The organism is Pseudomonas sp. OF001, from assembly GCF_904426495.1.
Lineage (GTDB): Bacteria > Pseudomonadota > Gammaproteobacteria > Pseudomonadales > Pseudomonadaceae > Geopseudomonas.
Window position 1 is genome coordinate 22,555 of sequence record NZ_CAJGBM010000025.1, and the last position, 14,085, is coordinate 36,639.

Annotated in this window: 18 protein-coding genes; 6 read left to right on the forward strand and 12 right to left on the reverse strand. The window is 70.7% G+C overall.

The features are described 5' to 3' along the window. Window positions 1–14: 14 nt before the first annotated feature. Window positions 15–1,172, reverse strand: a complete 1,158-nt coding sequence (locus tag RA210_RS15020; RefSeq protein WP_201487089.1) for an MFS transporter — start codon at window positions 1,170–1,172, stop codon at window positions 15–17. 55 nt (window positions 1,173–1,227) lie between these two features. Beyond that, window positions 1,228–2,319 carry a chorismate synthase gene (gene aroC / locus RA210_RS15025; RefSeq protein WP_201487091.1) on the reverse strand — a complete coding sequence of 364 codons (1,092 nt, stop codon included), beginning with the start codon at window positions 2,317–2,319 and terminating at the stop codon, window positions 1,228–1,230. A gap of 104 nt (window positions 2,320–2,423) precedes the next feature. Between aroC and RA210_RS15030 the strand changes: the two genes are divergently transcribed. After that, window positions 2,424–3,371 (forward strand): alpha/beta hydrolase, encoded by a 948-nt coding sequence (locus RA210_RS15030; RefSeq protein WP_201487093.1) that lies wholly within the window; start codon window positions 2,424–2,426, stop codon window positions 3,369–3,371. Between the two features lie 55 nt (window positions 3,372–3,426). Here the strand turns inward: RA210_RS15030 and prmB are convergent, their stop codons facing one another. Together prmB and RA210_RS15040 are read right to left on the reverse strand one after the other, a co-directional pair. After that, window positions 3,427–4,347 carry a 50S ribosomal protein L3 N(5)-glutamine methyltransferase gene (prmB, locus tag RA210_RS15035; RefSeq protein WP_201487094.1) on the reverse strand — a complete coding sequence of 307 codons (921 nt, stop codon included), beginning with the start codon at window positions 4,345–4,347 and terminating at the stop codon, window positions 3,427–3,429. Window positions 4,348–4,402: 55 nt separating this feature from the next. After that, window positions 4,403–5,305, reverse strand: coding sequence for a LysR family transcriptional regulator (locus RA210_RS15040; protein ID WP_136490352.1), 903 nt, complete (start codon window positions 5,303–5,305; stop codon window positions 4,403–4,405). A gap of 104 nt (window positions 5,306–5,409) precedes the next feature. On the opposite strand from RA210_RS15040, the gene RA210_RS15045 reads away from it, so the two are divergent. The 3 genes from RA210_RS15045 to folE all read left to right on the forward strand — a co-directional run bounded on the left by RA210_RS15045 (window position 5,410) and on the right by folE (window position 7,306). Next, on the forward strand, window positions 5,410–6,009 hold the full coding sequence (locus RA210_RS15045; protein WP_201487095.1) for a cysteine hydrolase family protein: 600 nt from the start codon (window positions 5,410–5,412) through the stop codon (window positions 6,007–6,009). 67 nt (window positions 6,010–6,076) lie between these two features. Next, window positions 6,077–6,637, forward strand: coding sequence for a Smr/MutS family protein (locus tag RA210_RS15050; RefSeq protein ID WP_136490350.1), 561 nt, complete (start codon window positions 6,077–6,079; stop codon window positions 6,635–6,637). Window positions 6,638–6,760: 123 nt separating this feature from the next. Then, a complete protein-coding gene (gene folE, locus RA210_RS15055; RefSeq protein WP_136490349.1) occupies window positions 6,761–7,306 on the forward strand; it encodes a GTP cyclohydrolase I FolE in 546 nt (181 codons plus the stop codon). 15 nt (window positions 7,307–7,321) lie between these two features. Here the strand turns inward: folE and RA210_RS15060 are convergent, their stop codons facing one another. Beyond that, window positions 7,322–7,981 carry a hypothetical protein gene (locus RA210_RS15060; protein WP_201487097.1) on the reverse strand — a complete coding sequence of 220 codons (660 nt, stop codon included), beginning with the start codon at window positions 7,979–7,981 and terminating at the stop codon, window positions 7,322–7,324. Between the two features lie 37 nt (window positions 7,982–8,018). Next, window positions 8,019–8,717 carry an orotidine-5'-phosphate decarboxylase gene (gene pyrF / locus RA210_RS15065; protein WP_201487098.1) on the reverse strand — a complete coding sequence of 233 codons (699 nt, stop codon included), beginning with the start codon at window positions 8,715–8,717 and terminating at the stop codon, window positions 8,019–8,021. A 137-nt stretch (window positions 8,718–8,854) separates the two neighbouring features. Here pyrF and RA210_RS15070 point away from each other — a divergent pair, with 137 nt between their 5' ends. Then, window positions 8,855–9,034, forward strand: a complete 180-nt coding sequence (locus RA210_RS15070; protein ID WP_136490346.1) for a DUF2897 family protein — start codon at window positions 8,855–8,857, stop codon at window positions 9,032–9,034. Window positions 9,035–9,054: 20 nt separating this feature from the next. Here the strand turns inward: RA210_RS15070 and RA210_RS15075 are convergent, their stop codons facing one another. From RA210_RS15075 to RA210_RS15100, 6 genes are all read right to left on the reverse strand, one after another. Beyond that, a complete protein-coding gene (locus RA210_RS15075) occupies window positions 9,055–9,573 on the reverse strand; it encodes a hypothetical protein (RefSeq protein WP_236574760.1) in 519 nt (172 codons plus the stop codon). A gap of 83 nt (window positions 9,574–9,656) precedes the next feature. After that, the gene (locus RA210_RS15080; RefSeq protein WP_136491767.1) at window positions 9,657–10,469 is read right to left on the reverse strand and encodes an OmpA family protein; all 813 of its coding nucleotides are present in this window, start codon (window positions 10,467–10,469) and stop codon (window positions 9,657–9,659) included. Continuing rightward, complete coding sequence (locus RA210_RS15085; RefSeq protein ID WP_136491768.1) at window positions 10,466–10,816, reverse strand: DUF4398 domain-containing protein; 351 nt, start codon at window positions 10,814–10,816, stop codon at window positions 10,466–10,468. Before RA210_RS15085 ends, RA210_RS15080 begins: the two co-directional genes overlap by 4 nt. A 17-nt stretch (window positions 10,817–10,833) precedes the next feature. Continuing rightward, complete coding sequence (locus tag RA210_RS15090) at window positions 10,834–11,652, reverse strand: substrate-binding periplasmic protein (protein WP_136491769.1); 819 nt, start codon at window positions 11,650–11,652, stop codon at window positions 10,834–10,836. A gap of 125 nt (window positions 11,653–11,777) precedes the next feature. Continuing rightward, window positions 11,778–12,707 (reverse strand): electron transfer flavoprotein subunit alpha/FixB family protein, encoded by a 930-nt coding sequence (locus tag RA210_RS15095; RefSeq protein ID WP_136491770.1) that lies wholly within the window; start codon window positions 12,705–12,707, stop codon window positions 11,778–11,780. Then, the gene (locus RA210_RS15100; protein WP_136491771.1) at window positions 12,707–13,456 is read right to left on the reverse strand and encodes an electron transfer flavoprotein subunit beta/FixA family protein; all 750 of its coding nucleotides are present in this window, start codon (window positions 13,454–13,456) and stop codon (window positions 12,707–12,709) included. The genes RA210_RS15095 and RA210_RS15100 overlap by 1 nt, the downstream gene beginning before the upstream one ends. A 319-nt stretch (window positions 13,457–13,775) precedes the next feature. On the opposite strand from RA210_RS15100, the gene RA210_RS15105 reads away from it, so the two are divergent. Next, a partial coding sequence (locus RA210_RS15105; protein WP_201487100.1) for an NAD(P)/FAD-dependent oxidoreductase occupies window positions 13,776–14,085 on the forward strand: 310 nt, incomplete at its 3' end.

Consider the following 14,085-nt stretch of genomic DNA (forward strand, 5'->3'; position numbering starts at 1 on the left):
CGAGGATCGGTGATTCAGGAAGCCTGCGCCGGCTCGCGCAGGCGCAGGGCGATGATAGCGGCAGCCGCCAGGGCCGCCAGACTGGCCAGGGCGAAGGTCCAGGCCGGGCCCAGGCTGTTCCAGCTGTAGCCGGCGTACAGCGCGCCGAGCGCGCCGCCGACGCCGGACAGCGCGGCGTACAGCGCCTGGCCCTGGCCCTGCTGGCGGGCGGCGAAGCTGTGGCGGACGAAATGGATGGCGGCGGCATGGAAGCTGCCGAAGGTGGCCGCGTGCATCACCTGCGCCAGCAGCAGCACCGGCCAGTAGCCGGCCAGGTTGCCCAGCAGCAGCCAGCGCAGCACCGCCAGCAGCAGGCTGGCGAGCAGCACCTGGCGCACCGAGAAGCGCGCCAGCAGGCGCGCCATCACCAGGAACACGAGGATCTCGGCGACCACGCCGAGCGCCCACAGCCAGCCGATCTGGGTGCGGCTGTAGCCGAGGCTTTCCAGGTGCAGGGTGATGAAGGTGTAGTACGGCCCGTGGCTGAGCAGCATCAGCGCCACCGCGCCGTAGAACGCCGGCACGCCGGGGCGACGCAGCTGCTGCAGGAAGCCGCCGCGCTGCGCCTCGCTGGCGTGGCCCTGTGGCTGGGCGTTGGGGATCCACAGACTGCTGGCGGCGATGGCCAGCATGATGGCGGTCACCGCCCAGGGATAGGCATCCAGGCTGACCCGCTCGAACAGCGCGCCGAGGCCGACCACGGTGCAGATGAAGCCGATCGAGCCCCACAGGCGCACCTGACTGTAGCGCGCCGCCTGCTCGCGCAGGTGCGCCAGGGTGATGACCTCGAACTGCGGCAGCACGGCGTGCCAGAAGAAGGCGTGCATGGCCATCACCAGCGCCAGCCAGGCGTAGTCCTGGCGGTAGAAGATGCTGGCGAAGCTGAGCAGGGTGAGCAGCGCGCCGAGGCGCACGATCAGCAGGCGCCGGCCGGTGACGTCGCCCAGCCAGCCCCACAGGTTGGGCGCCACGCAGCGCATCAGCATGGGGATGGCCACCAGCTCGCCGATGCGTGCCGCGGAAAAACCCAGGTGGTGGAAATACAGGGCGAGGAACGGCGCCGTCGCCCCGAGCAGGGCGAAGTAACTGAAGTAGAAACCGGACAGGCGCCAGTAGGGCAAGGCGGACGACATGCTCAGAGCGACACCGGCCGGATGATGCAGGGCGTCATCCGGCCGGCGCCAGGACTCACAGCTGCGGCAGCACCGGGGTGATCACCTGCACGTCGGCGTTCTGCGCGCGGTGGCGCAGCAGGTGGTCCATCAGCACGATGGCCATCATCGCCTCGGCGATCGGCGTGGCGCGGATGCCGACGCAGGGATCGTGGCGGCCCTTGGTGATCACCTCCACCGGGTTGCCGTCGACGTCGATGGAACGGCCGGGGGTGGTGATGCTGGAGGTGGGCTTGAGCGCCAGGTGTGCGACTATCGGCTGGCCCGAGGAGATGCCGCCGAGGATGCCGCCGGCATGGTTGGACAGGAAGCCCTCCGGGGTCAGCTCGTCGCGGTGCTCGGTGCCGCGCTGGGCGACGCTGGCGAAGCCGGCGCCGATCTCCACGCCCTTGACCGCGTTGATACTCATCAGCGCGTGGGCCAGCTCGGCATCCAGGCGGTCGAAGATCGGCTCGCCGAGACCCGGCGGCACGCCTTCGGCGACCACAGTGATCTTCGCGCCGACCGAATCCTGGTCGCGGCGCAGCTGGTCCATGTAGGCCTCGAGTTCGGGCACCTTGTCCGGGTCGGGGCTGAAGAAGGCGTTCTGCTCGACGCTGTCCCAGGTCTTGAACGGGATCTCGATCGGGCCGAGCTGACTCATGTAGCCGCGTACCTGGATGCCGAGGCCGGCCAGGTACTTCTTGGCGATGGCGCCGGCGGCGACGCGCATGGCGGTCTCGCGCGCCGAGCTGCGGCCGCCGCCACGGTAGTCGCGGATGCCGTACTTGTGGTGGTAGGTGTAGTCGGCGTGGGCCGGGCGGAACAGGTCCTTGATCGCCGAGTAGTCCTTGGACTTCTGGTCGGTGTTGCGGATCAGCAGGCCGATCGGGCAGCCGGTGGTCTTGCCTTCGAACACGCCGGAGAGGATCTCCACCTCGTCGGCTTCCTGGCGCTGGGTGGTATGGCGGCTGGTGCCGGGCTTGCGGCGGTCGAGGTCGCGCTGCAGGTCGTCCAGCGACAGCTCCAGCCCGGGCGGGCAGCCGTCGACGATGGCGACCAGCGCCGGACCATGGCTTTCACCGGCGGTGGTGACGGTGAACAGCTTGCCGTAAGTATTGCCAGACATGCAGGATGCTCCGCGGCGGGAAATTCGGGGGCGCAAAGTATACCCAAGCGCCCGCCCGCTGGGGAAACGCCGGCGCCCCGCCCTGCCCTTCGTCTGGAGTTCGCATGTCCCGCCTGTTCCTGCTGCTGACGCTGCTGCTCGCCACCGCCCTCGCCCAGGCGGCGCCGACACGCATCCTGCAATGGCCGATGGCGCTACGGGTGCCCGGCGGCAGCCTGCACGGCACCCTGACCCTGCCCGAGCGCGACGGCGCGCTGCCGGTGGTGCTGATGATCGCCGGCTCGGGGCCGACCGACCGAGACGGCAACAATCCCGAGGGCGGCCACAACGACAGCCTGCGTCTGCTGGCACGCGAGCTGGCCGGGCGCGGCATCGCCAGCCTGCGCTACGACAAGCGCGGCGTGGCCGCCAGCCGGGCGGCGGCGCCGCGCGAGGAGGAACTGAGCGTGGCGGCCTACGTCGCCGACGCGGCGGCCTGGGGCCAGCTGCTGAAGGAGGACCCGCGTTTCTCCCGACTGATCCTGCTCGGCCACAGCGAGGGCGCGCTGATCGCCAGCCTGGCCGCGGCGGAGGCCGGTGCCGATGCGCTGGTCAGCCTGGCCGGCGTCGCCCGGCCGGTGGGCACGGTGCTGCGCGAGCAGCTGGAGGGCCGCCTGCCGCCGACGCTGGCGGCGGAGACCGAGAGCGTCCTCGCCGCCCTAGAGCAGGGCCGACCGACCGCCGAGGTCACCCCGGCACTGCACGTGCTGCTGCGCCCGAGCGTGCAGCCCTACCTGATCTCGCTGCTGCGCCAGCGCCCGGCCGAGGCCTTCGCCCGGGTGACGGTGCCGGCGCTGATCGTGCAGGGCACCCGCGACTTCCAGGTCGGCGTAGAGGAAGCCCTGCTGCTCCAGCAGGCCAGGCCGGAGGCGCAGCTGCTGCTGGTCGAGGGCATGGACCATGTGCTGCGCATCGTGCCGAGCGGCGCCCGCCCGCTGGCCAGCTACGACGATCCGCGCCTGCCGCTGGCGGTCGAGCTGGTGGAGGGGTTGGCGCGCTTCATCAGCCCGTAGGGTGCGCCACGCGCACCACATGACCACTCCCGATGGTGCGCAGAGCGCCCTACGCTCAGGGCGCCAGGCGCGAACGGAACAGCGCCTGATGCTGGCGGCACTGCTCGGCCGTGAGGACGAACACGCCGTGGCCGCCGCGGGCGAACTCCACCCAGGTGAACTCCACCTCCGGGTAGGCCGCCTCGACGTGCACCTGGCTGTTGCCCACCTCGACCACCAGCAGGCCGTCGTCGGTGAGGTGGTCGGCGGCCTCGGCGAGCATGCGGCGCACCAGGTCGAGACCGTCCTCGCCACAGGCCAGGCCCATCGCCGGCTCGTGGTGGAACTCGGCCGGCATGTCGGCGAAGTCCTCGGCGTCGACGTAGGGCGGGTTGGAGACGATCAGGTCGAAGCGCTGGCCCGGCAGGCCGCCGAAGCCGTCGCCCTGCACGGTATAGACGCGCTCCTCCACCTCGTGGCGTTCGATGTTGAGGTTGGCCACCTCCAGCGCATCGAACGACAGGTCGGCGAGCACCACCTCGGCCTCGGGGAAGGCGTGGGCACAGGCGATGCCGATGCAGCCCGAGCCGGTGCACAGGTCGAGGATGTGCGCCGGGGTGGCCGCGAGCCAGGGAGAGAACTGGCGCTCGATCAGCTCGGCGATCGGCGAGCGCGGCACCAGCACGCGCTCGTCGACGCAGTACGGCAGGCCGCAGAACCAGGCCTCGCCGAGCAGGTAGGCGGCCGGGATGCGCTCGTCGATGCGCCGCTGCAGCAGGGCGCGCACGGCGTCCAGCTCGTCGCCCTCCAAACGGCAGTCGAGGTAGTCGGCCGGCATGTCCCAGGGCAGGTGCAGGCCGCCGAGCACCAGCTGGCGCGCCTCGTCCCAGGCGTTGTCGGTGCCGTGGCCGAAGAACAGCTCGGCCTCGTGGAAACGGCTGACGCCCCAGCGGATCAGGTCGCGGATGCTGTGCAGGCGGCTCGGGGTGGCGCTCATGGCGGGGGAATCCTCGGTGATGGGGCGGGCATTCTAGCCGAAACACCGCCGCCACTCAGTCGCAGCGCTCTCCCGCCGCCTGCGGCAGGCCAGCCAGCCGCGACGCATCGGCCGCCGCGCGCTCGGCCAGCCAGTCGGCCACCGCGCGAAAGCGCAGGGTCTGGCGCAGGTCGCGATGGCACAGCAGCCACAGCTCGCGGCTGAGTTCGACGCCGGACAGCCGGAACAATCCGGGCACCTCGCCGACCAGGCAGGGCAGCAGCGCCAGCCCGAGCCCGGCCTGGCAGGCGCGCTGCAGCGAGGTCACCGCGGTGACGCGCAGGCGCAGGCCGCCCTGCGGGTCGAGCCGCTGCAGCCAGCGCGCCTCGGGCAGCTGGGCGAGGCTGTCGGCGTAGCCCAGCCAGGGCAGGCCGCGCCAGTCCTCCGTCCGCGCCGCGGCGAAGCGCTCGGCGCCGTACACCGCGTAGCCGAGTTCGCCGACCTTGCGCATCACCAGCGCGGCATCCTGCTGCGGCCGCGCCAGGCGCAGGGCGAGGTCGGCCTCGTGGCGGGTGAAGGACAGGTCGCGGTTGTCGCCCAGCAGCTGCAGGTCGAGCTGCGGGTGGCGCGCGGCCAGCTCGGGCAGCTGCGGAATCAGCCAGTGGGCGAGGAGGAACTCCACCGAGGTCAGGCGCACGCTGCCGGCCACGCTCTGCGCCTCCTCGCGGGCGGCCAGCAGCATGCCCTGCACGTCGCCCTGCAGGGCGGCGGCGCGCTGCAGCAGCACCTCGCCGGCCGGCGTCGGCCGGTAGCGGCCGCTGTCGCGCAGGAACAGGCGCGCCTGCAGCGCCCGCTCGGCCGCCTGCAGGCGCCGGCTGACGGTGGTCGGGTTGACCGCCAGCGCCCGCGCCGCCGCGGCCAGGGTGCCGTGGCGCTCCAGCGCCAGCAGCACGGGAATGTCGTTCCAGTCGAAGGCCATCGCGGCTCCCTGCAAAAATGCATTTCCGGGCGGCAAGCCTGCGTCTTCAGCGCCGCCGCCGTCATGCCCACAATGGTCGCGTCCATCCCCTACCGGAGTACAGCATGAGCGACGCCAAGACCCTGTTCGAACTGACCGGCAGCAGCCACCCGGCCGCCGACCTCAGGCAGGCCACCCTGCTGATCATCGACGCGCAGAACGAGTACCGCAGCGGCGACCTGCGCCTGCCCGGCGTCGACGCCGCGGCCGCGCAGATCCACCGCCTGCTGGAAGCCGCGCGCGCCGCCGGCGCACCCGTGGTGCACGTGCAGCACATCGGCGTGCCCGGCTACCTGTTCGACCCCGAAGGCCCGCGCGGCGAGATCTTCGAGGAGCTGACCCCGCTGCCGGGCGAGGCAGTGGTGCGCAAGCCGCTGCCCAACTCCTTCGCCCGCAGCGAGCTGGATCGCGTGCTGCGCGAGCTGGGCCGCGAGGAGCTGGTGGTGATCGGCTTCATGACCCACATGTGCGTCAGCGCCACGGTACGCGCCGCCAAGGATCTCGGCTATCGCAGCACGGTGGTCGCCGCCGCCTGTGCCACCCGCGACCTGCCGGGCGTCGACGGCAGCCTGGTGGATGCCGCCACCCTGCACCGCGTCGAACTGGCCGCGCTGGCCGACCTGTTCGCCACCGTGGTGGACGACGCCGCAGCGCTCGGCGCCTGAGGCGCGGCAGGCTCTCCGCGCAGGCGCCAGTTCCGTTAGAATCGTGCGTCTGTCGCGGAGAACCAGCATGCAAGACGACGATTTTTCCCTGTTCCACAGCGAGATGCGCGGGGTCAAGCGCATCAGGGTCGAGGAACGCGCCGACACCGGCAAGCCGAAGGCCGACCGCCAGCAGGTCGCCCAGCGCCAGCAGAGCGCCATCCTCACCCAGCAGACCACCACGGTCGACGGTCTTTCCGACCTGTTCGTCATCGACGTCGGCGCCGAGGACGAGCTGTACTGGGCGCGCGACGGCGTGCAGGAAGGCCAGATGCGCAAGCTCAAGGCCGGGCAGATCGCCTTCGAGGGCAGCCTCGACCTGCACGGCATGAGCGTGGAGACGGCGCGCGCCACCCTGTGGGACTTCCTCGCCGAGGCGGCGCGCTTCGAGGTGCGCTGCGTGCGCATCACCCACGGCAAGGCGGCGCGCACCGACGGCCGCCGGCCGATGGTCAAGAGCCACGTCAACACCTGGCTGCGCCAGCACCCGCAGGTGCTCGGCTTCACCTCCTGCCTGGCCAAGCATGGCGGCACCGGCGCGGTCTACGTGCTGCTCAAGCGCACCATGCTGGAAGGCCGCGACGAATAGCGCCCGACGATGAGCCGCCTGCATCGGCGGCCTGCAGACGGCTCATCCGCCGGCCGCCGCACACTTGCCAGCGGCCGGGCAGCCCCCTACCCTGCGCGCCTTTGCCCAACCACAGGAAATTCCATGTCCCTGGAACAGCACTACACCGCGATCCTCGGCCTGCTCGGCGAGGACGTCGAGCGCGAAGGCCTGCGCGACACGCCCAAGCGCGCCGCCAAAGCCATGCAGTACCTCTGCCGCGGCTATGCGCAGAGCCTCGAGGAAGTCACCAACGGCGCCCTGTTCAGCTCCGACAACAGCGAGATGGTGCTGGTCAGGGACATCGAGCTGTACTCGCTGTGCGAGCACCACCTGCTGCCATTCATCGGCAAGGCCCATGTGGCCTACATCCCCAGCGGCAAGGTGCTCGGCCTGTCCAAGGTGGCGCGCATCGTCGACATGTTCGCCCGCCGCCTGCAGATCCAGGAGAACCTCACCCGGCAGATCGCCGAAGCGGTGCAGGAAGTCACCGGCGCCCTCGGCGTGGCGGTGGTGATCGAGGCCCGGCACATGTGCATGATGATGCGCGGGGTGGAGAAGCAGAACTCGGCGATGGTCAGCTCGGTGATGCTCGGCGAGTTCCGCGACAACCCGGCGACCCGCAGCGAATTCCTCAGCCTGATCCGCTGAACCGGAACCGGCCGCTCAGGCCGGTTTTTCGTCGGCCTCGGCCAGCTCGCCGGCGGCGGCGAAGAACACCCAGGCCAGCGCCGCCCCGGCGCCCAGGCCGAGCAGCAGCGCCGGCACCAGCAGCACCACGCTTGCCGCCGTGCAACCGGCGAGCAGCAGCAGCCAGGCGAACAGGCGCATCGCCGGCCAGGGCTGGCGGATGCGCCGCAGGCGCAGGGCGAACCACACCAGGCTGAGCCCCAGGGCGACGGACAGGGCGAAATAGCCCAGCTGCAGGGCGCTTTCCGTGGTCCCCGCCGCGTGCTCGTCGAGCAGCGCGCCAAGACCGCTGGCCAGCAGGCCGAGCAGCATCTGCAGCGCCAGGGGCTGGCCCAGCCCGTGCAGGCCGTAGCGCGCCGCCAGCAGATCCCTGAGGCGCAGCAGCAGGTAACCCCACAGCAGCACCAGCAGCAGGCTGAGCAGGTGAACGAAGGGCAGCGGCGGCAGCTGCGGATTGAACAGCCGCCACAACGCCACCAGCAGCAGCACCAGCAGGCCGGACAGGCAGCCCAGGCTCAGGGCGCCGAGCACGCGCAACTGGCCGCGGCTCCAGTCGCCGCCGGCGAAGGCCGGCGGCAGGTGCGGGTCGAGCAGCGGCGCCCGGGGCGGACGGTAGGGGTCGTCGTAGTCGCTCATCGCCGCGCGCCCTGCCTGCCTCTGCGAGCGCTGCCGGTCAGCCGCGCAGCTCGGCCACCACCGCGGCGAGGGCGGCAGCCGGGTCGGCGGCCTGGCTGATCGGCCGGCCGATCACCAGGTAGTCGGAGCCGGCATCCAGCGCCTGGCGCGGGGTGAGGATGCGGCGCTGGTCGTCCTGGGCGCTGCCGGCCGGGCGGATGCCCGGAGTGACCAGCTGCAGCTGCGGCTGGGCAGCCTTGAGCGCCGGCGCTTCCTGGGCGGAGCAGACCAGGCCGTCGAGACCGGCCTGGGCGGCCAGCCCGGCCAGGCGCAGCACCTGCTCCTGCGGCTCGATGTCGAGGCCGATGCCGGCCAGGTCGCCGCGCTCCATGCTGGTCAGCACGGTCACGCCGATCAGCAGCGGCTTGGCGCCGCTGAGCGCATCCAGGGTCTCGCGGCAGGCGGCCATCATGCGCAGGCCGCCGGAGCAGTGCACGTTGACCATCCACACGCCCAGCTCGGCGGCGGCCTTGACCGCCATCGCCGTGGTGTTGGGGATGTCGTGGAATTTCAGGTCGAGGAACACCTCGAAGCCCTTGCCGGCCAGCGTCTCGACGATCTGCGGGCCGCAGCGGGTGAACAGCTCCTTGCCGACCTTGACCCGGCACAGCTGCGGATCGAGCTGGTCGGCCAGGGCCAGCGCGGCTTCACGGTTGGGGAAATCCAGGGCGACGATGATCGGGGGCTGGCAGGACATGGGGCTCTCTCGGCAAGTCGGAACGCCGCGCATTGTAGCGCAAGCCCGCACCGGCGGGCGCCCGCGCACAGGGGGCGAGACAGCCGCGCGGGGCGGCGCTATGGTGGAGGCATCCCCATTCCCCAGCGGAGAACATCATGCCCTGGTATGCCTGGTTGTTTCTGGCCCTGGCCTTCGGCGCCGTGATCGGCAGCCTGCTGATGCTGCGCGACAGCGCCGACAAGATGCCCCTCAGCGAGGAGGAGCTGCAACGCATGCGCGAGCGCAACGCCGAACTGGAGGCCAAGGCGCGCCGCGAGGACGGCGAGGACGAATAGCCCCGCCGCGGCCTGCTGGCTCAGCGGCGGAAACGCAACTCCAGCTCGGCGCCTTCCACCGCATGCCAGCTGTCCTCGTCGGCCTCGCGCTCGTTGGTGATCAGCCTCCCCCCCAGCTCGAAGGACTGCGGCTGCTCGACCTTGTCGCCGAACAGCGGCGGCAGCAGGGGCTGCGGCTCGGTCAGCGGCAGCCCATCCTCGCCCGGCAGGCGCTCCAGCAGCTCGCCGGGCACGCTCAGATCCAGCGGCGCCAGGGGCAACGGCTTCTCGACCCTGGCAGCTGCCGCGGGGCGCGGCGGGCGCACGGCGGCAACGGCGGGCCGCGCCGGCTCGGCGGGCGCTGCCGGGGACTTCTCCGGCGCTTCGGCAGGCGCGGGCTCGACGGGTGCCGGGGCAGTCACGGGCGGCGGCGCCGGCAGCGGCGCCGCGCTTTCCTCCCGCAACGCCTCGCGAGGCGCCTCCGGTGCTGCCGGCTTGTCGCTATCGCAGGCCGCCAGCCCCGCCAGCAGCACACAGAAGAACACGCGCACGACGCTCATCGCAGGCCTCACGGGAAGATATGCCGGCACCGCGAACGCCGGCTCGGGCTGAACGCCATTCTCGCCAGTTCCGACCACGCGCACTACTCGCGCGGCGGAGCCAGGCGCCCCTGCTCGTCGGAAAACACGATCTCCACCCGACGGTTCTGCGCCCGACCGCGGGACGAGGCATTGGCCGCCACCGGGAAGGCGCCGCCATAGCCCTGCACCTGGATGCGTTCGGCAGCGATGCCGAGGTCGACCAGCACGTCCGCCACCGCCTGCGCGCGCGCGCGGGACAGGGCCAGATTCTCGGCGGGCTGACCGCGGCTGTCGGTATAGCCCTCGATGCGCACCGTGCGCTGCGGGTTGAGCTGGAGGAACTGGAACAGCTTGAGCACCGTACGGTTGGCCGACGCCTTCAGCTCGGCGCGACCGGCATCGAACAGCACGTCGCCGAGCGACATCACCAGACCGCGCTCGGTCTCGGTGGTCGCCAGGCTGAGCATCTGCTCCTCCAGCCAGCGGCTCTGCTGCTGCACGCCGAGCAGGCGCGCCTCGCGCAGGGCCAGCTGCAGGCGCTCGCGCTCCAGCTGCAGGCGGGCCAGCTGCTCCTGCTCGGCGGCGAGGGCGCCGTGCTCGCGAGCGATGGCGCTGTAGCGCTCGCTCAGGTAAGCGTAGTGGGCGACGTCCTCCGTACTGCCCCAGTAGTCGGCCAGGCGCGTGGCGCGCTCCAGCGAGTCGCCGGCGCGCATCACGTCCTTGGGTGCGCTGGCCACCACGACCGAGTCGGTGGCCACCTGCCGGTAGCTGCTGCGCGCCTGCTCAAGCGCCTGCGGCGGGAGCTGGGCGGTGCCGCAACCAGCCAGCAGGGCCAGCGCGGCGCAGCCCAGCGAGATCCGGAAGCCGCGCATCATGGCTGCTCCCCCAGCTGGGTACGCAGGCGGCGCAGCTCGTTGCGCAGCTCGGCGACCTGGGCGCGACTCTTGGCCGTCAGGGTCTGCGCCTCGGCGAGGCGGGCATCCAGCTCGGCGCGCTCGGCGAGCATGCGCGCCTGCCGGAACTCCTGTCGTTCGACCGCCTGGCGCGCAGCTGCCAGGCCCTCCTCGGCCTGGCGCAATTCCGCCTGCTCGGCGCCGGTACCGACCGCGCGGGCCTGCGCCAGCGCCTGCTCGGTAACCTGCAGCTGCGCCTCGGGCACCGGATCGCTGGCGCAGCCGGCCAGCAGCGAGAGTGCCAGCGCGGCACACATGCGTGAAATCATCGATAGAACGTCCTGCATCAGGGGGTAGCCGGCCGGCGCGCCTGGTTCTTCCAGCGCTCCATATTGCGCTGCAACAGGGCCTGCGGCAGGCCGGCACTGCGAAATTCGGTCATTTTCCTGGCCAGCTGCCCACGCAGCCAGGGATCGTTGCACGCCGAGTTGTGCGATATCGCCAGGTACAGCGGCTCGCTGGCCAGCACCGGCTCCAGAGGCAGCAGCTCGCCGCCCAGCCCCTCGCGCTCGACCAGCGCACGCCCGGCCTGCCCTTCGAGCAGCAGGTAGTCGACCCGGCCCTGCTGCAGCTGCTGCAGGGCTTCGACCGCCTTGCCGGTGCGCCGGGCCTTGAACTGCTCGTCCGCCTGGCGCGCCAGCGCGACGGGGAAGTTGCCGGCATCCACCGCCAGGCCGCGATGGCTGGCCAGATCGGCGTAGCGCGTGAACAGCGGCGCCCTGTCGCGCTGGGTCCAGACCTGCACCGGCACGTCCAGATAGGCCGGATGGACGAAGTCGAACTGCTCGAGGCGCTCCGGAGTCAGGTAGCTGCCCACCAGCAGATCGACACGCCCGTTCAGGGCATCCGCCTCGGCTGCGGCGGCCTTGCCGCCGTACAGCAGCTCGACGGTCACGCCCAGTTCGCTGCCCAGCGCCTTGAGCAGGTCGGCGCCGGCGCCGATCAGTTGCTGCGGGTTCTGCGGATCGCGCCACAGGTAGGGCGCCTGGTCGGGGTTGCCGGTGGCGATCAGCCGCTCGCACTTGCCGGCGGCCTGGACCTGGCTCGAACCGGCCAGGACCAGCAGCGCCAGGGCAAGGCGCGACAGGGTGGAACGGATGGGCATGGAAAACCTCGCAAGTCTGTACCGGCGCCCAGTGTAGGGCAGAGCCGGCCGCGACCGACAGACGGAAAGCCGGGCGATACAAAAAACCCGCTCCGGGGAGCGGGTTCTTTCGGGCGGTCAGGCGCTTACAGGGCCTTTTCCAGCTCGGGGACGATCTCGAACAGGTCGCCCACCAGGCCGTAGTCGGCGACCTGGAAGATCGGCGCCTCCTCGTCCTTGTTGATCGCCACGATCACCTTGGAATCCTTCATGCCGGCCAGGTGCTGGATGGCGCCGCTGATGCCGACAGCGATGTACAGCTGCGGCGCGACGATCTTGCCGGTCTGGCCGACCTGCAGGTCGTTGGGCACGAAGCCGGCGTCGACGGCGGCGCGCGAGGCACCGACGGCGGCGCCGAGCTTGTCGGCCAGCTTGTAGAGCAGTTGGAAGTTGTCGCCGTTCTGCATGCCGCGGCCGCCGGAGATCACCACCTTGGCGGCGGTCAGCTCGGGACGCTCGGACTTGGCCAGCTCCTCGCCGACGAAGGCGGAAATGCCGGCATCGCTGCCGCCAGCCAGCGCCTCGATGGCGGCATTGCCGCCCTCGGCCGCCACGGCGTCGAAGCCGGTGCCGCGCACGGTGATGACCTTGACCGGCGCGCTCGACTGCACGGTGGCGATGGCGTTGCCGGCGTAGATCGGGCGCTTGAAGGTGTCGGCGCTCTCGACCTTGATGATCTCGGATATCTGATCGACGTCCAGCAGCGCGGCGACGCGCGGCAGCACGTTCTTGCCGGTGGTGGTAGCGGCGGCCAGCACGTGGCTGTAACCCTTGCCCAGCTCGGCGATCAGCGGCGCGACGTTCTCCGGCAGCTGGTGGGCGAAGGCGGCGCTGTCGGCGACCAGCACCTTGGCGACGCCGGCGACCTTGGCGGCAGCCTCGGCGACCGCGGCGCAACCCTGGCCGGCGACCAGCACGTGGACGTCGCCACCGATCTGGGCGGCGGCGGCCACGGTATTCAGGGTGGCCGGGGCCAGGGCGGCGTTGTTGTGTTCGGCAATGACGAGAATGGCCATCAGATCACCTTCGCTTCGTTCTTCAGTTTCTCGACCAGTTCGGCCACCGACTTGACCTTGATGCCGGCGCTGCGCGCGGCCGGCGCCTCGACCTTGAGGATCTTCACGGTCGAGGCGGTGGACACGCCGAGGGCGTCCGGAGTGACGGTCTCCAGCGGCTTCTTCTTGGCCTTCATGATGTTCGGCAGGGAAGCGTAGCGCGGCTCGTTGAGACGCAGGTCGGTGGTGACGATGGCCGGCAGCTTGAGGGCGACGGTCTGCAGGCCGCCGTCGATCTCGCGGGTGACGTTGACTTGGTCGCCATTCACTTCCACCTTGGAGGCGAAGGTGCCCTGGGCGAAGCCGGTCAGCGCGGCGAGCATCTGGCCGGTCTGGTTGTTGTCGCTGTCGATGGCCTGCTTGCCGAGGATGACCAGTTGCGGCTGCTCCTTGTCGACCACGGCCTTGAGCAGCTTGGCCACGGCCAGGGAGTTCAGCTCGTCGGCGGACTCGACCAGGATGGCGCGGTCCACGCCGAGGGCCAGGGCGGTACGCAGCTGTTCCTGGGCGGCGGCCGGCCCCACGGAGACGGCGACGATTTCGCTGGCGACACCCTTTTCCTTCAGGCGCACCGCCTCTTCCACGGCGATCTCGCAGAACGGGTTCATCGACATCTTGACGTTGGCGAGGTCGACGCCGGAGTTGTCCGCCTTGACGCGGACCTTGACGTTGTAATCGACCACTCGCTTGACAGCTACCAGAATCTTCATGGATTCCTCGTGTTCTCCGGTGAGTTGATATGGCGACGTCTGGGCTGCCGCCAGGCCGGGCTGCCCGCCGGATCGAACCGACTCTCAGCTGTACCGCGACCGACATAAACGCCGTATCTTGACGATATCACCCAGACCGGTCAATACGACAAAACTTCCACAGCACCGGCGCAGCCCTTTAAAATGGGCCCTTTCAGCCCACATGCAACAAAAGCTTGTACCGGCATTGCCGTCCGGCGTAAATATATTGCGCTGCACAAAAACCGCCTTGCGGATTCCAACAAGCAGATTGCCAGCCTTGAGTTAGGAGATAGAGAGAGTGGAACGCGAATACATGGAATTCGACGTTGTCATCGTCGGAGCGGGCCCTGCCGGCCTGTCCGCCGCCTGCCGCCTGAAGCAGAAGGCCGCCGAAGCCGGCCAGGAGCTCAGCGTCTGCGTGGTGGAGAAAGGCTCCGAAGTCGGCGCCCACATCCTCTCCGGCGCGGTGTTCGAGCCGCGTGCGCTGGCCGAACTGTTCCCCGACTGGAAGAGCCTCGGCGCCCCGCTCAACACCCCGGTCAAGCGCGACGACATCTACCTGCTGAAGAGCAGCGAGGCCGCCACCAGGATCCCCGACTTCGCCGTGC